The following is a 20,322-nucleotide window of genomic DNA, read 5'->3' on the forward strand; positions in this document are numbered from 1 at the left end:
GCCGTGGCGCGCGAGGCCTGGCTGCCGCTCGCCGTGCTGCTCGCCCTCGGCGCGGCGCCCTTCGTCGGGCTCGGCGGATCCTATGAGACGACGCTGATGGCGCGCGGCATGATCCTCGGCATGGCGGCCGTCTCCCTCGCCTTCCTCGTGGGCGGGGCGGGGCTGGCGAGCCTCGGCCATGCGGCGTCCCTCGGCATCGGCGCCTATGCGGTCGCGATCCTCGATGCGCATGGCGTCACGGATGCCGCACGCGTGCTGCCGGCGGCGATCGGCGCGGCGGCGCTGTTCTCCCTGGTCACGGGCGCGATCTCGATCCGGACCTCGGGCGTGCATTTCATCATGATCACGCTCGCCTTCGGGCAGATGGCCTTCTTCACCGCCTCCTCGCTCGCCGCCTATGGCGGGGATGACGGCTACACGATGTACAGTCGCACCGAGGTCTGGGGCGCGCGGCTGCTCGAGGACCGGCTCGCCTTCCATTACATCTGCCTCGGCGCGCTGGCGCTCACCTGGGGCGGCTGCGCGATGCTGCTCGCCTCCCGCTTCGGGCGCGTGCTGCGCGCGGCGCGGGAGAATGCGCAGCGCGTCGAGGCGGTGGGCCTCTCGCCCTACCCCTTCCGGCTTCTGGCCTATGTCATCGCGGGTGCGATCGCGGGCGCCGCGGGCTTCCTGCTGGCCAACGCGACCGAGTTCGTCTCCCCCGCCACGCTCTCCTGGCAGCGCTCGGGCGAGCTGCTCTTCATGGTCATCCTTGGCGGCGTCGGGCGGCTCTGGGGGGCGATCCTCGGCGCGCTGGTCTTCGTGGTGCTGGAGACGTGGCTCGCGCAGCAGATGCAGCACTGGAAGCTCGTCTTCGGCCCGCTGCTGATCCTCGCCGTGCTGTTCCTGCGCGGCGGCCTCTCGGGCCTGGTGGCGCGCCGCCATGGCTGAACCGCTGCTGCGCCTTGTCGACCTGCGCAAGCATTACGGCGGGCTCGCCGTGACGGACGGCGTGTGCCTCGACGTGCTGCCGGGCGAGATCCACGCCGTCATCGGCCCGAACGGCGCGGGCAAGACCACGCTGATCCACGAGGTCACCGGCATCGTCGCGCCAGATTCCGGACGCGTGGTCTTCGCGGGCCGGGACATCACGCGCCTGTCCCTGGCACGGCGCGTGCGCGCGGGCCTGGCGCGCACCTTCCAGATCACGAGCGTGGTCGCGGGCTTCACGGCGCTCGAGAACGTCGCCCTCGCCGTGCAGGCACGCAGCGGGTCCTCCTTCCGCTTCCTCCGGCCCGCCGCCACGGAACGCGCGACAAACGACGCGGCCATGGCGGCGCTGGCCGAGGTCGGGCTCGCCGACCGCGCCGCCATTCCCGCCGGCGCGCTCAGCCATGGGGAGAAGCGGGCACTCGAACTCGCCATCGCGCTGGCCACGCAGCCGCGTCTGCTGCTGCTCGACGAACCCCTCGCCGGGGCGGGGCCGGAGGAGACGGAGCGGCTGATCGCGCTGCTGACGCGGCTCAAATCCGCCTACACCATCCTGCTGGTCGAGCACGACATGCAGGCGGTCTTCGCGCTGGCCGACCGCGTCTCCGTCCTTGTCTACGGCCGCGTCATCGCCACCGGCACCGTGGCCCAGATCCGCGGCGACGCCGCCGTGCGCGCCGCCTATCTCGGGGAGGATGAGGGCTGATGCTGGCGGTGGACGGCCTCGTCGCCGGCTATGGCGGCAGCCGTGTGCTGCACGGCATCGACCTTGCCGTCGGCGCGGGGGAGGTCGTGACGCTGCTCGGCCGCAACGGCATGGGCAAGACGACGACGGTGCGCAGCATCATGGGGCTTTTGAAGCCCGCCGCCGGCCGCATCGCCTTCGATGGGCGGGACGTGACCGGCCTGCCGCCCTACCGCATCGCCCAGCGCGGCATCGGCCTGGTGCCGGAAGGCCGCCAGGTCTTCCCGACGCTGACGGTGGAGGAGAACCTCGTCGCAACCGCCGCCAACCGCGCCGGGGGCGCGCCGCGCTGGACGCTCGATGCCGTCCTCGCGCTGTTCCCGCGCCTGGCCGAACGGCGGCGCAACCTCGGCGCGCGGCTGTCGGGCGGCGAACAGCAAATGCTGGCGATCGGCCGGGCCCTGATGACGAACCCGCGGCTGCTGGTGCTGGACGAGGCGACCGAGGGCCTCGCCCCCCTGATCCGCGCCGAGATCTGGGCGGTGCTCGCGCGCCTCCGCGCCGAGGGCCAGGCGATCCTGCTGATCGACAAGAACCTCGCCGCCATCCTCAGGCTCGCCGACCGCCATGTGGTCATCGAGAAGGGCCGCGTCGTCTGGACCGGCACCAGCGAGGCCCTTTCCGCCGCGCCGGAAGTGCGCGACACCTATCTGCATGTGTGAGGGAGGCTGACATCATGGCCGCATTGAACGCGGGCATCACGCCCGCCGGCGAAGGCATCGACGGCGTCGTCTGGAACATCCTCGGCCAGACCTACAAGCCGGTCGCATCCTGCGAGTCCTGCTTCGCCTTCGACACGCTGTTCCCCGACGGGACCTTCGTGCCGCCGCACATCCACGCGACGCAGGACGAGTTCATCCGCGTGCTGGAAGGCCGCTTCGACCTGGTGCTGGATGGCCAGCCCGTGGTCGCCAAGGCGGGCGACCTGATCCGGATGCCGATGGGCATCATGCACGGCATCTGGAACAAGTCCGGCGCGCCCGTGCGCGCGCTGTTCTGGGTCAGCCCCGCGCGCAGCCTGCACACGCTGTTCACGCGCATCCACAACGTGCCGGACCCGGCCGAGGTCATCCGCATCGCTGCGGAGCACGAGGTGGAGTTCCTGCCGCCGCCCGGTTGAAGGATGCGGGGGGAACCTTCCCCTCGGTCCCATCCGCGCCGTGCTGCGGACCCATCGTTCGCGACATGAGGTGAGGGCAGAATCGCGTGGCGCGATGTCTGCCCCGCCATCCGTGGGCATGGTGATGAGGGGGCCGGTGCGTTCGATGCCGGGCGGATCACTCGGGCCTTTGGGCGGCGAGACGACGAGGGCGGCGACCGTCTCGGCATAGGCCCCCGCAAGGTTGGGACGCAGCGCGGGCGGAGCCTCGGCCACCCCGCCATCCAGCGCCGCGCGCAACTTCCGCCGGCAGGCCCCAGGTCGGCGCGCTTGCCTTCGACGGATTGCCGTTCCCGCGACCGCGCCGCGCCGCTGCGGAGGCCTCGGCGGCCAGACGGTTCCACGTCGCGATGAAGGTCGTGCGGAACTCGCCAAACAGGTCGGGCCGCATCGGCTTCGTCCCGAGTGCCGGCAGCGCGCGGACGTCCAGGACGGCCCGCCGGACCCGGGTGGTGGTGGTGCGACATGCACCGCCGTTCCGGGCGGCGCGGCAGCCGCGGTCATCCTCGCCGAACACCCAGACCCCGTTCCCGTGGCCCGCGCAGATCACCTTGCCTGCCAGCAGGCGCCGTGGCCGGCGGCGCTGCCCGAAAGCGTGCTGCGCGACCCCGGCCTGCAGGGATCCTCGCCGACCGCCGATCAGCCCCGGAGACGTTGAACGGGCGCCGCCATGCAACCAGAGGGCGGCATCGGCGTTCTTCGCCAACGACATGTCGTGGGGAGAGGAACGGATGAAGCGTCCATATGCGCTTCTGGTCGGGTTGACCTTGACCATGGCAATGGCGCCACTGCCCAGCCATGCGCAGGCCCCGCCCGTGCTGCTGTACACGCAGGCGCTCTCGCCCGCCGCGACCGTCCTGATCCAGCAGAAGCTGCAGCAGGCGGGCGTATACCCGGGCCAGGCTGACGGCATCTGGGGGCCGGACAGCCAGGCGGCACTGGAACGCTTCCAGCAGACGCGCAACCTGCAGGTCACGGGGCAGTTGAACCAGGCCACGGCAGCGACGCTCGGCGTCGCGCCCGGGGAGTTGCTTGCGGCACGGCCTGCGCAGCCGCCCGCGGCGGCTTCGTCGGGCGTGGCGATGCCGGACATCCTGAGTCCCGCCGCGGTGCGGAACGTGCAGCAGCGCCTTCGGTCGCTTGGCTTCTATCGCGGCGGGGTCGACGGCCTCTGGGGGCCCGGCACCCAGGCCGCCATCGCGCGCTTCCAGCAGGGGCGCGGCTTGCAGGCGACGGGCCAGGTCAATCCATCGACCTTGCAGGCGCTGGGCCTCGATCCGAACAACCCCGCGGCGCCGCACCGGCTCCAGTAGCGGCCGATGCGGGCGGGAAAGGCGTTGCCGCATGCCTTGCATCGGTTGCCGCAACACGAGCGCACGAGGCTTTCGCCATCCTCCAACCCGCTTGAGGCCTCCATGTGATGCGGTTCCTTCGTCCCGTCCGACGGCCCGGCTCCGCCGCCGCGCCCTGGGCGAGCCGCGCACCCGTGCGCGAAGAACTCTTCAGCGTCGAGCGCCTGGAGGAACACGCGCACAGCCTGGCGGCCGCACAGGCGGTCTCGGCGAAGCCCTCCAAGGTCTACCCTCTGGCACTGCGGCTCACGGACAACCGCGGCGTCCTGCTCGACGCCTACCGCACCATCGCCCGGGCGGCGGAAGAAGGCGCCGCCATCACGCCGGCGGCGGAATGGCTGATCGACAACTATCTCCTCGTCGAGAAGCAGATCCACGATATCCGAAGCGACCTGCCGCCCAGCTTCTATCGGCAACTCCCGAAACTCGCCGCCGGGCCCTTCGCCGGCTATCCGAGGGTCTTCGGCCTGGCCTGGGCCTTCGTCGCCCACACCGACAGCCACTTCGCGCCCGAGACTCTGTGCCGCTACGTCCGCGCCTATCAGGACGTCGAGGTGCTCACGATCGGGGAACTCTGGGCGATCGCGATCACGCTCCGCATCGTCCTGGTCGAGAACCTCAGGCGGCTCGCGGCGCAAATCGTCGAGGACCGCGCATCTTGCAAGGTCGCCGACGAACTCGCGGACCGCCTGCTGGGGGCGGGCGGGCGCACCGCCGAACCCTTCGCGGCGGTGCTGGCGCATCCCGACGGTGCGTGGCCGACGAGTGCCTGCGCGGTGCAGCTCCTGCACAGGCTGCGTGACCAGGATCCGAGAATCATCCCTGCCCTGACTTGGCTCGACGAGTGCCTTGCGAAGCAGGGAACGACGGCCGACGCGGTCGTGCGCGACGAGCACCAGAGTCAGGGCGCCGCGAGCGTCACCGTCCGCAACATCATCACCAGTCTGCGACTGATCTCCGAAGTCGACTGGAGCGCGCTCTTCGAACGCATGAGCCTCGTCGACGACGTGCTCGCCGAGGCTCCCGGGTACCGGGACATGGATTTCCCGACCCGCAACCTCTACCGCAGCGCCATCGAGGAGCTCTCGCGCGGGTCGGGCCGCACGGAGCTCGACATCGCCCGCAGCGCCGTCCTTGCGACCAAGCAGGGCCGGGACGAGGCACCGGACGCCACAGACGGCCGAAGGCGCGATCCGGGCTATCATCTCCTCACGGGTGGCCGGCCCGCCTTCGAGGCCGCCATGGGCTTCAGGCCGTCGCTGCGACGTCGCGCCTGGCAGCTGAACCAGGCGCTCGGCATCGCTGGCTATGTCAGCGCCATCACCATCGTCGCCGCCTTCCTCCTGCTGTTGCCGCTCATGGCCCTGCGCGCGGGCGGGCTCGATGGCGGCGTGCTGGCGCTGCTCGCCGCGCTGGGCGCCATCCCGGCCCTGGATGTTGCGGTCGCATTGGTGAACCGCGGCACGGCGTGGGGCTACGGGCCGCAACTGCTGCCGGCGCTGCATCTTCGCGACGGCGTACCATCCGATCTGCGCACGCTGATCGCGGTGCCGATGCTCCTGACGTCGCCGGAGGCGATCCAGGAGCAGGTTGAACGGCTGGAGGTCCATCACCTGGCGAGCTCGGATGGCGAGCTCCATTTCGCCCTCCTCTCGGACTGGCGCGATGCGCCGAGCGAACGGATGGACGGCGACGCGGCGCTGCTCGCCGCCGCCGCGGACGGCATCGCCGAGCTGAACCGCCGATACGGTCCGGCACCCGGGGGCGACCGGTTCCTGCTGCTGCATCGCGGGCGCCGGTGGAACGAGGGCGAAGGACGCTGGCTCGGCTGGGAACGCAAGCGCGGCAAGCTGCATGAGCTGAACCGCCTGCTGCGCGGCGCGACCGACACGAGCTTCATCCAGGCGGCCGAGCGGCCGCCGGTCGTGCCGGAGGGTGTCCGCTACGTCATCACCCTCGACGCCGATACGAGGCTGCCGCGCGACACCGTCCGGCGCCTGATCGGCAAGATGGCGCATCCCCTCAACCGGCCGCGGCTCGACCCGCGGGCCAGGCGGGTCGTCGAGGGCTACGCGGTGCTGCAGCCGCGGGTCACGCCCTCCCTGCCGGTCGGGCGCGAAGGCTCGCTGTTCCAGCGGGTCTACTCGAGCCACAGCGGCATCGACCCTTACGCCTCGGCCGTCTCCGACGTGTACCAGGACCTGTTCGGCGAAGGCTCCTACGCCGGCAAGGGCATCTATGACGTCGATGCGTTCGAGGCTGCGCTGGCAGGCCGGGTGCCGGAGGCCGCGCTGCTCAGCCACGACCTGTTCGAGGGAATCTTCGCCCGCGCCGGCCTTGCCACCGATGTCGAGGTCGTCGAGGAATTTCCCGCCCGCTACGACGTCTCCGCGCTGCGGCAGCACCGCTGGGCGCGTGGCGACTGGCAATTGCTGCCATGGATCCTGGGGCGCGCTCCGCGACCCGCGGGCGGTGGCCCGGAGGCCGCCGCCGTGCCGGCCATCGGGCGCTGGAAGATGCTCGACAATCTGCGCCGCACGCTGTCGGCGCCGGCGACCATGCTGGCCTTCCTGACAGGATGGACGCTGCCCTTCCGTGCAGCGCTCGTCTGGACGGCGTTCCTGCTTGCCACGATCGTGGTGCCGCCGCTCATTCCCGCCATCAGCGCGGTCCTTCCGCGCCGTCGTGGCCTGACGGTCCGCAGCCACCTGCGCGCGCTCGGCGTCGATGTGAGGTTGGCGCTCGGCCTCTCGCTGCTCGTTCTCACCTTCCTCGCGCACCAGGCGTGGCTGATGGCCGATGCGATCCTGCGCACGCTCGTCCGTCTCTTCGTCACCCGCCGGCACCTGCTCGAATGGGTGACCGCGGCCCAGGCGACGATCGAGTGCAGGTCCGACCTGCTCGCCTTCGACCGTCGGATGGCCGGCGCGCTGGCGACCGGCGGCCTGACCATCCTCGTCGCATCGCTGTCGGGCCAGGGAACATGGCCTCTCGCGGCACCCTTCGCGCTGCTCTGGATCGCCTCACCCGCCATCGCGTGGTGGGCAAGCCGATCGCCGCCGGCCGGCGGCCGGCTCATGGTGCCAGAGGCCGACGCGCGCGCATTGCGGCTCATCGCGCGGCGGACGTGGCGCTTCTTCGAGGCGTTCGTGACGGCCAACGACAACATGCTGCCGCCCGACAATTTCCAGGAGGACCCCAAGCCGGTCGTCGCCCATCGCACCTCCCCGACCAATATCGGCCTCTATCTCCTGTCCGTGCTCAGCGCCCGCGACTTCGGGTGGCTGGGCACCGCGGATGCGTTGGAGCGGCTAGAGGCGACCCTCGCGACCATGGGCCGTCTCCAGCGGTTCCATGGCCATTTCTACAACTGGTACGACACGCGCGACCTGCGGCCGCTCGATCCACGCTATGTGTCCACCGTCGACAGCGGCAATCTCGCGGGGCATCTCATCGTGGTCGCGAACGCGTGCCGGGAATGGCGCGACGTGCCGATGAGCGCGGATGCACGCATCGCCGGCATCGCCGACGCGCTGGACGTCACGCGCGACGAGTGCATCCGCATTCGTGACGGGCGCCGGACCCAGACCGTGACATGGCAGCAGCTTGACGACGCGCTCGCCACATTCACGACCGACACGCGACGGAAGCTGCCCGAAGGCGAGTCGGTCGCTGAACGCCTCGCGCGGCTTGCCGTCCAGGCCGAGGTCGTCGTCGACATCGCGGCGGCGCTCGCGGCCGAGCGCGGCGACGATGCGGGAGCGGAGGTCCTGTCCTGGCTGGCAACGGCGCAGCGCGCAATCGAGAGCCACCGCCGGGACCTTGGCGCGGCGGCCGGGCCGGACGCAGCCATGAGGAGCCGCCTCCTGGCTCTGGAGGAAGCCGCCCGGACCACGGCGCTGGCCATGGAGTTCGGCTTCCTGCTCGACCAGGACCGCAAGCTCCTGGCCATCGGCTACCAGGTGCCCGAGGGCAGGCTCGATCCGAGCTGCTACGATCTTCTGGCCTCCGAGGCGCGGCTCGCCAGCTTCTTCGCGATCGCAAAGGGCGACGTCCCGACGCGTCACTGGTTCCGCCTCGGCCGCGCGGTCACGCCGGTCGCCTCGGGCGCCGCGCTGATCTCGTGGTCGGGTTCGATGTTCGAATACCTGATGCCCTCGCTCGTCATGCGCGCCCCTGGCGGAAGCCTGATCGAGCAGACGAACCGCCTCATCGTGCGCCGGCAGGTCGAGCACGGGAGGACGCTCGGCGTGCCCTGGGGCATTTCCGAATCCGCCTACAACGCCCGCGACCTGGAACTCACCTACCAGTATTCGAGCTTTGGCGTGCCGAGCCTCGGCCTGAAGCGGGGTCTCGGCGAGAACACCGTCGTCGCGCCATACGCGACGGGCCTCGCCACCATGGTCGACCCGGTCGCGGCGGCGCTGAACTTCCGCCGCCTCGCGGAGGTCGGTGCGCTTGGCCGCCACGGGTTCCGGGAAGCCCTGGACTACACGGCGATCCGCGTGCCGGAGGGCCAGGAGGTCGCGATCGTGCGCGCCTTCATGGCGCATCACCAGGGCATGACCATCGTCGCCATCGCGGACGCTCTGCTCGATGGCGGCATGCGGGCGCGGTTCCATGCGGAGCCCATCGTCCAGGCGACCGAACTGCTGCTGCACGAGCGCACGCCGCGCGACGTCACCATCATGCCGTCATGGATCGCCGACACGCACCCGGCCGTCCGGTTGAAGGAAATCGAGCCGCCGGGTGGCCGACGCTACACCTCCGCGCAGGATGCAGCCCCCGCCACGCACCTTCTCTCGAACGGCCGCTACACGGTCATGCTCACCGCGGCCGGCTCGGGCCAGAGCCTCTGGCGCGGCCGTGCCGTGACGCGGTGGCGCGAGGACGCGACCTGCGACGATCTCGGCTCCTACATCTTCATGCGCGACGTCGCGAGCAACGAGGTCTGGTCGGCGGGCTTCCAGCCATGCGGCGACGAGCCCGATGGCTACGACGTCGTGTTCCACGAGGACCGCGCCGAGTTCACCCGGCGGCAGGGTTCGCTCACCACGACGCTGGACGTGGTCGTCTCGGCCGAGGACGATGCCGAGGTCCGGCGCGTCGCGATCTTGAACACCGGCACCCGGATGCGGGAGATCGAGCTCACCTCCTATGCCGAGCTGGTGCTCGGCGGTCAGGCGGCCGACGTGGCGCATCCCGCGCTTTCGAAGCTGTTCGTCGAGACCGAGCACCTGGCCGACATCGGCGCCATCCTCGCGACGCGCCGGCGGCGCTCGCCGGCGGAGCCCGAGATCTGGGCCGCGCATCTGGCCGTCGTCGACGGCCAGGCCGTGGGCCGGCCGGAGATCGAGACCGACAGGGCCCGGTTCCTCGGCCGCGGCGCCAGCATCCGCAGGCCGATCGTGATGATGGATCGCCGGTCGCTCTCCAACACGGTCGGCACGGTGCTCGACCCGGTCTTCGCGCTGCGCAGGCGCGTGAGGATCCCGCCGGGTGCAGTCGCGCGCGTGACGTTCTGGACAATCGCCGCATCCTCGCGCGACACGCTTCTCGAACTCGTGGACAAGCACCAGGACGCCGCGGGCTTCGAGCGGGCCGCGACGCTGGCCTGGACCCAGGCGCAGGTGCAACTCCATCACCTCGGCATCGATTCCGCCGAGGCGGGACTGTTCCAGCGCCTTGCGGGCCACCTGATCTACGCCACGCCGATCCTGCGCCCGTCCTCGGAGACCATAAGGCGCGGCGGCGGCGGGCAGCCGGGGCTATGGCCGCTTGGGATTTCCGGGGACCTGCCGATTCTCCTGCTGCGCATCAACGAGATCGAGGACATCGGGATCGCCCGCCAATTGCTGCAGGCCCACGAGTACTGGCGGATGAAGCAGTTCGCGGTTGATCTCGTGATCCTGAACGAGCGCGCCTCCTCCTACGTCCAGGACCTTCAGGTCGCGCTCGAGACGCTGGCGCGGACGAGCGAATCGCGGACGCCGCCACGCGATGCCGGGCAGCCCGGACGTGTCTTCGTGGTGCGTGCGGACCTGATGTCGTCCGAGACCGCCGCGCTGCTCGCGGCGACGGCCCGCGTCGTGCTCGTGGGCCGTCGCGGGCAGCTTTCCGATCAGCTCAACCGTGCGCCGCAGCGCGGCATCGCGCTCCCGCCCGCGGCCAGGGCGGCGGCCGCGCCCGTCATGCCGGCTGGATCGCCGCCCCTGCCGGAACTGGAATACTTCAACGGGCTCGGCGGATTCGCGGCGGATGGACGGGAATACGTCACCATCCTGGGCTCCGGCCGGTCGACGCCGGCGCCGTGGCTCAACGTCGTCGCCAACCCCGCCTTCGGCTTCCAGGTGCCGACCGAGGGCGGCGGCTACAGCTGGTCGGTCAACAGCCGGGAGCACCAGCTGACCCCCTGGTCGAACGACCCCGTGGCCGACCGGCCGGGCGAGGCCTTCTACCTGCGGGACGAGGACACCGGCGCATTGTGGAGCCCGACCGCCTCGCCCATCCGCAACAACGGGGAAACCTTCGTCAGCCGCCACGGTCGCGGCTACAGCAGGTTCGGTCACGCCGGGCAGGGGATCGAGAGCGACCTCCTGCAGTACGTGCCGCTGGAAGATCCGATCAAGATTTCGCGCCTCGTGCTGCGCAATGTCTCCGGCCGGGCGCGCCGGATATCCGTGACAGCCTATGTCGAATGGGTCCTTGGCCCGTCACGGTCGGCAACCCTGCCCTTCGTGACCACGGAGATCGACGGCGGGACCGGTGCGATGTTCGCGCGCAATCCCTGGAACCCGGCCTTCGCGCAGCGCGTCGCCTTTGCCGATCTTCGCGGCCGGCAGACGGACTGGACGGGGGACCGGCGGGAGTTCATCGGCCGCAACGGGACGCTGGCCCGCCCGGCTGCGCTCGTCGGCACGGGGCCGCTGTCCAGGACCACCGGGGCTGGGCTCGATCCCTGCGGCGCGCTCAGGACCACGGTCGACCTGCCGCCAGGCGGCATCGTCGAGATCGCCTTCTTCCTCGGCGATGCCGCCAGCGCAGAGGAAGCGCGCAGCCTGGTCGCGCGCTACCGCAGCTGCGACCTCGACGCCGTGAAGGCGGACGTCGATCGTCACTGGGAGGATGTCCTCGGCGCGGTGCAGGTGCGCACGCCGGACCGCGCGATGGACATCATGCTGAATGGCTGGCTGCTGTATCAGACCCTGGCCTGCCGGGTCTGGGCGCGCTCCGGCTTCTATCAGGCGAGTGGCGCCTACGGCTTCCGGGACCAGCTGCAGGATGGCATGGCGCTCGCCGCGTCACGCCCGGCGCTGACGCGCGAACACCTCCTGCGTGCCGCCGCGCGGCAGTTTCCCGAGGGCGATGTGCAGCATTGGTGGCTGCCGCATTCCGGCCAGGGCGTGCGCACGCGGATCTCCGACGATCGGGTGTGGCTCGCCCTGGCCGTCGCGCATTACCTCGACGTCTCGGGCGACACGGGCTTGCTCGATGTCGAGGTGCCCTTCCTGGAGGGCCAGAGACTGACGGCAGGCGAGCACGACAGCTTCTTCCAGCCGACGGTGGCCGATGAGACGGCGACGCTGTTCGAGCACTGTGCCCGCGGCCTCGATGCGAGCCTCGCGATCGGCAGCCACGGGCTGCCGCTGATCGGCACCGGCGACTGGAACGATGGGATGAACTGCGTCGGCGAAGCGGGACAGGGCGAGAGCGTGTGGCTTGGCTGGCTGCTCGACGCCGCGCTGGCGGCATTCGCACCCATCGCCGAGGCGCGCGGCGAGACCGGCCGCGCGGAGCAGTGGCGCGCCTATGCCGCGACCCTGCGGGCATCGATGGAACGCGAGGCATGGGATGGGGACTGGTACCGGCGCGGCTATTTCGACGACGGCACGCCACTGGGTTCGGCCAGCAGCGAGGAATGCCGGGTCGATTCCATCGCGCAATCCTGGGCCGTCCTGTCGGGCGCGGCGGATCCGGCGCGCGCGGCGCGGGCCATGGCGGCGGTCAGGCGGGAGCTGATCCGCCCGCAGGACGGCCTGGCGCTGCTGTTCACCCCGCCCTTCGACAAGACGCCGCTCAATCCCGGCTACATCAAGGGCTATCCGCCAGGCATCCGCGAGAATGGCGGCCAGTACACCCACGCCGCCCTCTGGTCCGTCATGGCCTTCGCGGCGCTTGGCGAGGGCGACAGGGCGGTCGAGTTGTTCGCGATGCTGAATCCGATCAACCACGCCCGGACGCGGGCCGGGGTCCACCGCTACAAGGTGGAACCCTATGTCATCGCTGCCGACGTCTACGCCGCGCCGGCCCATCTCGGACGGGGCGGCTGGACCTGGTACACCGGCTCCGCGGGATGGATGCAGCGCGCCGGCATCGAGAGCATCCTCGGGCTGCGCATACGGGGCGGTGCCCTTCTCCTGGACCCCTGCATCCCCCGGGCATGGCCGCGTTACGAGCTGACCGTCGCGTGCGGCGCGGCGCGGTACGAGATCCACGTGGACAATCCCGACGGCGTCAATCGCGGCGTCGCCACCGCCACGTTGGATGGCGCGGTGATCACGGCGCGTCCGCTGCGCCTGCCGTTCGTTGACGATGGTGCACGTCATCGGATCCATCTGACGCTTGGATGATCTTCGCGATCGTTCAGCAATAGCCGTCGCCGGCGGCCGGCGCCGACGCGCCCTCGCGGGCCACCGCTCCGCCGACGACATCCCGTCCGACGCCCACGTCGACGAGCAGGACGGCTCTGGCGAGGCCCGTTCTCCGCGATGTGTGTTCGGCATGGCTGGATCCATCCCCAGGCCCCCTCCCTTCCCGATCGTCCAGGACCGGACTTCCGCTATCGGCTCCCAGGTTCCAGAAAGGACTTGAGGCGGGTCCGGGGGGAGACGTTCCCTTCTTCCCCCGCCCGGAGGTCCCAATGCCCGGCCAGATCGCCCTGCACCGCACCCATGCCGGCGCCGTCGCCCATGTCACCGTGGATCACGACGCCAAGCTCAACACGCTCAACCCCGAGCTGATGCACGACTTCGCCGCGACCTTCGCGACGCTGTCGGCCGACCGCGCGCTGCGCGCCGTCGTGCTGACCGGCGCCGGGGCGCGCGCGTTCATCGGCGGCGCCGACATCACCGTCATGGCCGGCATCGACAGCGAGGCGGGGGGCGAGGCCTTCATCCGGCTGGTGCATGCATGCTGCCGCGCGGTACGGGACTGCCCGGTGCCCGTGCTCGCGCGGATCAATGGCTGGTGCCTCGGCGCGGGGCTCGAGGTCGCGGCCGCCTGCGACCTGCGCATCGCGGCGGACAGCGCTCAGTTCGGCATGCCGGAAGTGCGCGTCGGCATCCCTTCGGTGGTGGAGGCCGCACTGCTCCCGGGCCTGATCGGCTGGGGCCGCACGCGCCGGCTGCTTCTGCTGGCCGAGACGATCGGCGCGGCCGAGGCGCTGGACTGGGGCCTGGTGGAACGCATCGTGCCTGCGGCGGCGCTCGACGACGCCGTCGATCAATGGCTCGCGCTGCTTCTGGACGCGGGGCCGGAGGCGATCCGCGCGCAGAAGGCGCTGATCCGGCGGTGGGAGGACCTACCCCTGTCCCAGGCGATCGCGGCGGGGATTGACGCCTTCGCGGCGTCGTGGCGCACGGAGGAACCGCGCAGGATGCTGGGCGGATTCCTCGACAAGAAGAAGAATGCGTCGGGGGAGTGAACTCCCCCGAATCCCCCTCCTTTTTCTGTCTTTTGGTGACTGACCTCCGAGGTCAGTTCCCAACAGACAAGAAAGGGAGGGGGGCGGGGGAGGTTCCCCTCCCCCGCACCTTCACCGCGGCGCCGCGAACCCCGCCATCGCCGCGTACCCACCTGCGATCGCGGCCAGCTCCTCCCGCGCGATCACATCCTCCAGCCGTGCGAAGCCCTCGGGGGCGCGTTCGGAGACGACATCCACCACGCGCTCCGGCCCGCCGCGGCGGTTGCTGCGCACGATCTCCGCCGTCTTGGGCAGGCGATCCGCCTCATAGGCCGCGAGCGCAGCCGGGCCGGGGGCGGCGGCGATGGCATCCGCCAGGCAGCGCGCATCGAGTACCGCCTGGGAGGCGCCGTTCGAGCCCACCGGGTACATCGGGTGCGCCGCGTCGCCCAGCAGCGTGACGCGCCCACGCGTCCAGAAGGGCAGCGGATCCCGGTCGCACATCGGGTATTCCCAGAATTCCGGCGTGGCGCGCACCAGCGCGGCCACGTCCAGGAACGGGATCCGGAAGCGCGCCACATGCGGCAGCACGTCCGCGAGCCGCCCGGGGCGCGACCAATCCTCCCGCCGCGGCGGCGGCTTCGTCGCATCCCCGATCTGCGCGCAGACCACCCAGTTGGTCAGACGCATGCCCGGGCGGGATCCGGCGGCGATCGGGTAGAGCACCAGCTTTTCACGCATGTCGCCGGCGACGATCATGGTGTCGCCGCCCTCGAATTCCGGCCAGTCGATCGCGCCGCGCCACATCTGGATGCCGTTCCAGCGGATGCCGCCATCTGCGGGGTGCAGCGCGGCGCGCACCACGGAATGGATGCCGTCGGCACCGACCAGCAGGTCGCCCGTCGCGCTGCGCCCATCGGCGAAGTCGAGCCGCACGCCGTCCGCGGTCTCGGCGAAGGCCGCGAGCCGCGCGCCGGTCATCAGCGCGGCATCGCCCAGCCTCTCCCGTGCCGCCGCCCACAGCACCTGGTGCAGGTGGCCGCGATGGATCGAGAATTGCGGCACGTCGTGCCCCGCCCAGGTGCCGCGCTTCTCGACCCAGATCTCCTGGCCGAAGCGGTTCAGGTAGCGCAGTTCGCGCGTGCGCACCGCGACGGCGTCGAGCGCCGGCAGCAGGCCAAGCCCCGCCAGCTCGCGGATCGCATGCGGCAGGGTGTTGATGCCCACCCCGAGCGGCTTCACCTCGGACGCCGCCTCGAAGACGGTGCAGCCGATGCCGCGCTCCCGCAGCATCAGGGCGAGCGTCAGGCCACCGACGCCGCCGCCCGCGATCAGCACATGCATGGCGGGTCAGGACTCCTCGTCGTCGGGCGGCGGGGGCGGGGCTTCCTCCGGCCAGGCGGCGCGCGCCTCGGCGCGGCGCTTCGCAGCGCAGGCGAGCAGCGCGAGGCCCGCGCCAGCGGCGACCAGCGCCGTCCCTGCGAGGGTGGCGCCGGCAAGCCCGACAGCGATTGCGCGAATGAACATTGGCACTCCCATTTCGCCTCAGGGTAGCATCGTCGCGTGGCATGCACCCGGACGCCGGGGCAGCGCCGCCAGTCTAGCCCGCCGCGACGGCGCCGTCGCGCCGGCGGCCAACGATACCGGAGGAGATCCACACATGAGCACCAGCCGTCGTGCCCTACTGGGCGCAGGCGTTGCCGCCGCAGCCCTGCCGTTCATGCCTGCCGAGGCGGCCGCGCCCTTCGTCGGCCGCGGCGCGCCCGCCTGGTACCGCTTCCGCTTCGGCGCCTATGAGGCGACGATCGTCTCCGACGGCGCGCTGCCGCTGGGCAAGGCGGAGGACGCCTTCACCGGCGCGCAGCCCGGGCAGATCGTCGACCTGATGCGCGCCAACTTCCTCGACCCGGCGAATGCGGTGCTCGAGCAGAACGCGCTGATCGTGAACACCGGCCGCCAGTTGATCCTGTTCGACACCGGCATGGGCGACAGCATGGGGGAGGCGAGCCGCATGTTCGGCCCGACCACCGGCCGGCTGCTGCGCAACATGCGCGCGGCGGGGATCGAGCCGTCGCAGATCGACCTCGTCGTGCTCTCCCACGCCCATTGCGACCATTGCTGGGCGCTGGTCGATGCGCAGGGCAACCGCAACTTCCCCAACGCGCAGGTGGCACTCGCCGAAGCCGACCTGAACTTCTGGACGGATGACGCGAACAAGCGCGGCCCGGCCTTCATGGTGCCCTTCATCGACGGGGCGAAGAAGAACCTCTCCGCCTATCGCGACCGGATGGTGATGGTGCGCAACGAGCAGGAGGTGGTGCCCGGCGTGATCGCGCTCTCCGCCCCCGGCCATACGGTGGGGCACACGGTCTATGCCGTGACCTCGGGGCAGGAGGCGATGGTCTATACCGGCGACCTCGCCCACCATCACATCCTGCTGCTGCGCCACCCGATGTGGGAATTCGCCTTCGACACCAACCCGCAGCAATCGGCGCAGACCCGCGCGCGGATGCTGGACCGCTTCGCGACCGACCGCACGACGGTCATGTCCTACCACTTCCCCTGGCCGGGCACGGGGCGGATGGTGAAGGAAGGCCAGGGCTTCGCCTGGCATCCCACGCCGATGGACGTGACAAGCCTCGGCTGAGCCGCCCCGGTCAGCCCTGCGGCGCGTCCTTGTCGGGCAGCGGCCGCAGGGCGCGGATGCGCTCGGCAAGGTCCGGGCGCCCCGCTTCCAGGGCGAGGAAGGCGGCCTCGTCCCGGGCGATCTCGTAGCCGAGGCGATACCCCTCCCCCGTCGCGCGGGAGAGGGTGCGGGCCAGGCCCCGTGCCACGCCGCGCGGCGCATCGGTCATGGAACGCCCTCCGAAGGGGTTAACGGACTGCCATGCCGGGATTTTCCGGTCCGCGGCGGACTTGCCGCACCGCCCGCCCCGGTGCAAGGTCCGCCCGCGCCGGCCGCCCCCAGGCGGGCCAGCACCACGAATGCGCCGCATGAGGACAGGCATGGCCAAGATCAAGGTGAAGACCCCCGTCGTCGAGATGGACGGGGACGAGATGACCCGCATCATCTGGGGGTTCATCAAGGACAAGCTGATCCTTCCCTATCTCGATATCGACCTGAAGTACTACGACCTCGGCATTCAGAAGCGCGACGAGACGGACGACCAGATCACCGTCGACGCCGCGAACGCCACGAAGCAGTTCGGCGTCGCGGTGAAGTGCGCGACCATCACGCCCGATGAGGCGCGCGTCGCCGAGTTCGGCCTGAAGAAGATGTGGCGCAGCCCGAACGGGACCATCCGCAACATCCTCGACGGCACGATCTTCCGCGAGCCGATCATCTGCAAGAACGTCCCGCGCCTGGTGCCGCACTGGTCGAAGCCGATCGTCGTCGGCCGCCATGCCTATGGCGACATCTACCGCGCCGCGGAGACCAAGATCCCCGGCGCCGGCAAGGCCACGCTGACCTGGACCCCGGCCGACGGCTCCGCGCCGGTCGAGCTTGAGGTGACCAACTTCCCCGCCGGCGGCGGCGTGCTGATGGGCATGCACAACACCCGCGCCTCGATCGAGGGCTTCGCCCGCGCGAGCCTCAACTACGGCCTGGCGCGCGGCTACTCGGTGTATTTCAGCCACAAGAACACGATCCTCAAGGCCTATGACGGCGAGTTCAAGGACATCTTCAAGAAGGTGTTCGACGCCGAGTTCGCCGACAAGTTCAAGGCCGCCGGCCTGACCTACGAGGACCGGCTGATCGATGACATGGTCGCCTGCGCGCTGAAGTGGGAAGGCGGCTATGTCTGGGCCTGCAAGAACTACGATGGCGACGTGCAGTCGGACATCGTGGCGCAGGGCTTCGGCAGCCTCGGCCTGATGACCAGCGTGCTGCTCAGCCCCGATGGCGCGACGGTGGAAAGCGAGGCGGCGCACGGCACCGTCACCCGCCACTACCGTGAGCACCAGAAGGGCCGCGAGACCAGCACCAACCCGATCGCGTCGATCTTCGCCTGGACGCGCGGGCTGGCCTATCGCGGCCGCTTCGACGGCACGCAGGACGTGGTCGACTTCGCCAATGCGCTCGAGGCGGTCTGCATCGAGACGGTGGAAAGCGGCCACATGACGAAGGACCTCGCGGTGCTGATCGGCAAGGACCAGCCCTGGCTCAACACCCAGGCCTTCCTCGCCAAGCTCGACGAGAACCTGAAGAAGAAGATGGGGTGACGCCCGCGGCCGTGGCGGGGCGCGACAGCGTTCCGCCACGGCGCCCCCTCGTGCCGAGACGGTCGCGCAAGCGTGCATTGCGCGGACCTCCCAAGCCGGTAAGCCGCATCCCGCGAAGACGTCCGTCTTGCCGAGGATCGCGAGGCTTCACCTTGCCGGGCTTGCCGCTTGCCGAGTTCACCCGCGACCATGCGACGCATGTGGTATCGTTCGGCGCCTATTGCGCGGCGGCGCACAACATCCGGCGCTTCTACGGGGTCGAGACGGCCTATTGCTTCGACTGGTGGGTGACGCCGCTCACGGGCCTGGCGAAATTCTTCGAGAACCCGGATGCGGACGCGCTCTACCGCAGCACCGATCTTCAGCCCGTGGTGAACGACGCCGGGATCCCGGTGATCATCAACAGGCATATCGGCATCGAGTATTTCCATGAGTTCAAGGTGACCGGCACCGAGGACGGCCCCCGGGTCGCCGCAAGTTTCGACGAGGACGTGCCGAAGGCGCGGGATCGGACGGCCGCCTTGATCAAGCGGCTGATGGCGCTGAATGCCGCCGGCAACCGAATCGCCTTCCTGCGGACCGCCTTTCCGCGCGATTTCGACGAGGACGCGCCGGCCCTGTGCGCGCGCCTCGCCGCCGCCCTCGATCGCTGCTTCGACCAGGCCACCTACACCGTGGTCATGGCCAGCACCCGTGCCGTGGCCTGGACGCTTCCACCCGGCTTCACGAGCCTCCGCTTCGTCGCGACGCAGGCCGCCGACTGGCGCGGGCATCCGCCGGACTGGGATGCCTTCCTGACATCCACGGGCATCGTCCTGCCCGCGGCACCAACTCCCGGCTGACGCCGCGCCCTTCGGCCAGGGGGCCATTCCGTCGGTGCGCCCCGGCACGATAGGCTTGCACCCATGCCGCCCTTCACGCTGCTCGACTGGATCGCGCTCGCCGTCTTCGTGGCCTGCTGGGTCGTCTATGCGCTGGTGGTGGACCGGGTGCCGTCCATCCGCGCACGCAGCGTCATCGCCGCGATGGACGTACACCGGCGCCGCTGGATGATCGCCGCCCTGCCGCGGGACAACCGCATCGCCGACATCGCGGCGATCGGCAACCTGATGTCCTCAGTCTCCTTCCTCGCCACCACCTCCATCCTGATCTTGGGCGGCCTGGTCGCGATGATGGCCGCCCCCGACCTCGGCCGGCGCGTCGTCGCGGCCTTCCCGTGGTCGAGCGTGCCGGACGACGCGATGTGGGAGATCAAGATCGGCCTGCTGCTGCTAATCTTCGTCAACGCCTTCTTCGAGCTGACCTGGGCGCTGCGCCAGTTCAACTACGTGAGCATCCTGGTGATGAGCATGCCGCAGGACAGCGCCGCGACCGGCACGGCGGAAGCGGCCGCGCGGCTGGCCAACCGGGCCGCGCGGCATTTCAATACCGGACTGCGGTCCTACTATTTCGGGCTCGCCGCGCTGGCCTGGATCGTCCATCCGCTGGCGCTCGTCGCGGCGAGCCTGCTCGTGCTGCGGGAACTGCACCGGCGGGAGTTCCGATCGGCCGCGCGTGACGCGCTGGCGAGCCAGGCGGTGCGCTGAGCTTATCGCAACTGGATCCGCTGCCCCGGCATCGCGCCGGACGCCAGTCCGCAGATCGCGCGCACCATTGCCGCCGGCGCCGCCGCGGCCATCGCCACGCCCTCGCAGACGCCGCGGCGCAAATCGTCCTCGTGCCGGTCCACGCCGAAGGCTTCCTCCAGCGCGCCATCCGCGTCGAAGCGATGGAAGACGAAGGAGAAGCCGCAGCAGCCGTTGCGCCCCATCGTCACCAGCCGGCCGGCCGCGTCGCGGGAAAAGCCGATGCCCGAGACCTCTCCGGCGCGGCGGAAGCGCCCGTTCGCCTCCTGCCGCCACAGGTCCCAGGCCGTGTTGGCGCCGCCGTCGATCACCGGCACCCAGAGATCCCCCGCACCGTCGCCATCCGCATCGGCGACGCGCGGCGCGCTGCGCGGCAGGTCGGAGGCGACGACGATCCGCTGCACCTCGCTGCCGGCCTCCAGCACGCGGATCGTCCAGCGGCCCTCGGCGAAGGCGGCGCTCAGGATCAGCGGCGGCGCGTTCTGGCGCGTGGCGCGCAGCGTGGCCTCGGCGGCCGCCGGTGCGGCGGCGAGCAGCAGGAGCAGCGCCGCCAGCGCCGCCCGCAT

The 20,322-nt window shown here is 70.8% G+C and carries 16 protein-coding genes; 11 read left to right on the forward strand and 5 right to left on the reverse strand.

What is annotated here, in order from left to right:
• Positions 1-3 precede the first annotated feature (3 nt).
• Genes HW577_RS03705 through HW577_RS03720 form a run of 4 tightly spaced genes read left to right on the forward strand, consistent with a single transcriptional unit; the run spans position 4 to position 2,834 of the window.
• Positions 4-930, forward strand: coding sequence for a branched-chain amino acid ABC transporter permease (locus tag HW577_RS03705; RefSeq protein WP_332837402.1), 927 nt, complete (start codon positions 4-6; stop codon positions 928-930).
• Positions 923-1,675, forward strand: a complete 753-nt coding sequence (locus HW577_RS03710; protein ID WP_198374718.1) for an ABC transporter ATP-binding protein — start codon at positions 923-925, stop codon at positions 1,673-1,675. Before HW577_RS03705 ends, HW577_RS03710 begins: the two co-directional genes overlap by 8 nt.
• Complete coding sequence (locus HW577_RS03715) at positions 1,675-2,376, forward strand: ABC transporter ATP-binding protein (protein WP_198374719.1); 702 nt, start codon at positions 1,675-1,677, stop codon at positions 2,374-2,376. The genes HW577_RS03710 and HW577_RS03715 overlap by 1 nt, the downstream gene beginning before the upstream one ends.
• Positions 2,377-2,390: 14 nt before the next feature.
• Positions 2,391-2,834, forward strand: coding sequence for a cupin domain-containing protein (locus HW577_RS03720; protein WP_198374720.1), 444 nt, complete (start codon positions 2,391-2,393; stop codon positions 2,832-2,834).
• A gap of 157 nt (positions 2,835-2,991) precedes the next feature.
• On the opposite strand, the gene HW577_RS03725 is transcribed toward HW577_RS03720, so the two are convergent.
• Positions 2,992-3,579, reverse strand: a complete 588-nt coding sequence (locus tag HW577_RS03725) for a hypothetical protein (protein WP_232474661.1) — start codon at positions 3,577-3,579, stop codon at positions 2,992-2,994.
• 25 nt (positions 3,580-3,604) lie between these two features.
• Between HW577_RS03725 and HW577_RS03730 the strand changes: the two genes are divergently transcribed.
• The 3 genes from HW577_RS03730 (at position 3,605) to HW577_RS03740 (ending at position 13,928) form a co-directional block, all read left to right on the forward strand.
• Positions 3,605-4,186: a peptidoglycan-binding domain-containing protein gene (locus tag HW577_RS03730; protein WP_232474662.1), complete on the forward strand. Its 582-nt coding sequence runs from the start codon at positions 3,605-3,607 to the stop codon at positions 4,184-4,186.
• Between the two features lie 173 nt (positions 4,187-4,359).
• Positions 4,360-12,855 (forward strand): glycoside hydrolase family 94 protein, encoded by an 8,496-nt coding sequence (locus HW577_RS03735; protein WP_332837404.1) that lies wholly within the window; start codon positions 4,360-4,362, stop codon positions 12,853-12,855.
• 290 nt (positions 12,856-13,145) lie between these two features.
• The gene (locus HW577_RS03740; RefSeq protein WP_198374724.1) at positions 13,146-13,928 is read left to right on the forward strand and encodes an enoyl-CoA hydratase; all 783 of its coding nucleotides are present in this window, start codon (positions 13,146-13,148) and stop codon (positions 13,926-13,928) included.
• A gap of 111 nt (positions 13,929-14,039) precedes the next feature.
• On the opposite strand, the gene HW577_RS03745 is transcribed toward HW577_RS03740, so the two are convergent.
• Together HW577_RS03745 and HW577_RS03750 are read right to left on the reverse strand one after the other, a co-directional pair.
• Positions 14,040-15,251, reverse strand: a complete 1,212-nt coding sequence (locus tag HW577_RS03745; RefSeq protein WP_198374725.1) for a flavin-dependent oxidoreductase — start codon at positions 15,249-15,251, stop codon at positions 14,040-14,042.
• A gap of 6 nt (positions 15,252-15,257) precedes the next feature.
• Entirely contained in the window at positions 15,258-15,434 is a 177-nt protein-coding gene (locus tag HW577_RS03750; protein WP_198374726.1) for a hypothetical protein, read from the reverse strand.
• Between the two features lie 133 nt (positions 15,435-15,567).
• On the opposite strand from HW577_RS03750, the gene HW577_RS03755 reads away from it, so the two are divergent.
• On the forward strand, positions 15,568-16,554 hold the full coding sequence (locus tag HW577_RS03755; RefSeq protein WP_198374727.1) for an MBL fold metallo-hydrolase: 987 nt from the start codon (positions 15,568-15,570) through the stop codon (positions 16,552-16,554).
• A 10-nt stretch (positions 16,555-16,564) separates the two neighbouring features.
• Here the strand turns inward: HW577_RS03755 and HW577_RS03760 are convergent, their stop codons facing one another.
• On the reverse strand, positions 16,565-16,762 hold the full coding sequence (locus tag HW577_RS03760; RefSeq protein WP_198374728.1) for a hypothetical protein: 198 nt from the start codon (positions 16,760-16,762) through the stop codon (positions 16,565-16,567).
• Positions 16,763-16,913: 151 nt separating this feature from the next.
• On the opposite strand from HW577_RS03760, the gene HW577_RS03765 reads away from it, so the two are divergent.
• The 3 genes from HW577_RS03765 (at position 16,914) to HW577_RS03775 (ending at position 19,717) form a co-directional block, all read left to right on the forward strand.
• A complete protein-coding gene (locus tag HW577_RS03765; protein WP_198374729.1) occupies positions 16,914-18,131 on the forward strand; it encodes an NADP-dependent isocitrate dehydrogenase in 1,218 nt (405 codons plus the stop codon).
• Between the two features lie 152 nt (positions 18,132-18,283).
• Positions 18,284-18,973, forward strand: coding sequence for a hypothetical protein (locus HW577_RS03770; RefSeq protein WP_198374730.1), 690 nt, complete (start codon positions 18,284-18,286; stop codon positions 18,971-18,973).
• A 63-nt stretch (positions 18,974-19,036) separates the two neighbouring features.
• Positions 19,037-19,717, forward strand: coding sequence for a DUF599 domain-containing protein (locus HW577_RS03775; RefSeq protein ID WP_198374731.1), 681 nt, complete (start codon positions 19,037-19,039; stop codon positions 19,715-19,717).
• Between the two features lie 2 nt (positions 19,718-19,719).
• Here the strand turns inward: HW577_RS03775 and HW577_RS03780 are convergent.
• The coding region (locus HW577_RS03780) for a hypothetical protein (RefSeq protein WP_198374732.1) at positions 19,720-20,322 on the reverse strand (603 nt) is incomplete at its 5' end.

It is taken from the genome of Neoroseomonas rubea, assembly GCF_016106015.1.
GTDB classification, from domain to species: Bacteria; Pseudomonadota; Alphaproteobacteria; order Acetobacterales; family Acetobacteraceae; genus Neoroseomonas; species Neoroseomonas rubea.

What these genes read in the sequence shown, in the direction of transcription:
- HW577_RS03720 (WP_198374720.1), top strand. Translation starts at nt 2,391, where the DNA reads ATGGCCGCATTGAACGCGGGCATCACGCCCGCCGGCGAAGGCATCGAC.
- HW577_RS03710 (WP_198374718.1), top strand. Translation starts at nt 923, where the DNA reads ATGGCTGAACCGCTGCTGCGCCTTGTCGACCTGCGCAAGCATTACGGC.
- HW577_RS03750 (WP_198374726.1), bottom strand. Translation starts at nt 15,434, where the DNA reads ATGTTCATTCGCGCAATCGCTGTCGGGCTTGCCGGCGCCACCCTCGCA.
- HW577_RS03755 (WP_198374727.1), top strand. Translation starts at nt 15,568, where the DNA reads ATGAGCACCAGCCGTCGTGCCCTACTGGGCGCAGGCGTTGCCGCCGCA.
- HW577_RS03740 (WP_198374724.1), top strand. Translation starts at nt 13,146, where the DNA reads ATGCCCGGCCAGATCGCCCTGCACCGCACCCATGCCGGCGCCGTCGCC.
- HW577_RS03745 (WP_198374725.1), bottom strand. Translation starts at nt 15,251, where the DNA reads ATGCATGTGCTGATCGCGGGCGGCGGCGTCGGTGGCCTGACGCTCGCC.
- HW577_RS03715 (WP_198374719.1), top strand. Translation starts at nt 1,675, where the DNA reads ATGCTGGCGGTGGACGGCCTCGTCGCCGGCTATGGCGGCAGCCGTGTG.
- HW577_RS03730 (WP_232474662.1), top strand. Translation starts at nt 3,605, where the DNA reads ATGAAGCGTCCATATGCGCTTCTGGTCGGGTTGACCTTGACCATGGCA.
- HW577_RS03765 (WP_198374729.1), top strand. Translation starts at nt 16,914, where the DNA reads ATGGCCAAGATCAAGGTGAAGACCCCCGTCGTCGAGATGGACGGGGAC.
- HW577_RS03775 (WP_198374731.1), top strand. Translation starts at nt 19,037, where the DNA reads ATGCCGCCCTTCACGCTGCTCGACTGGATCGCGCTCGCCGTCTTCGTG.
- HW577_RS03760 (WP_198374728.1), bottom strand. Translation starts at nt 16,762, where the DNA reads ATGACCGATGCGCCGCGCGGCGTGGCACGGGGCCTGGCCCGCACCCTC.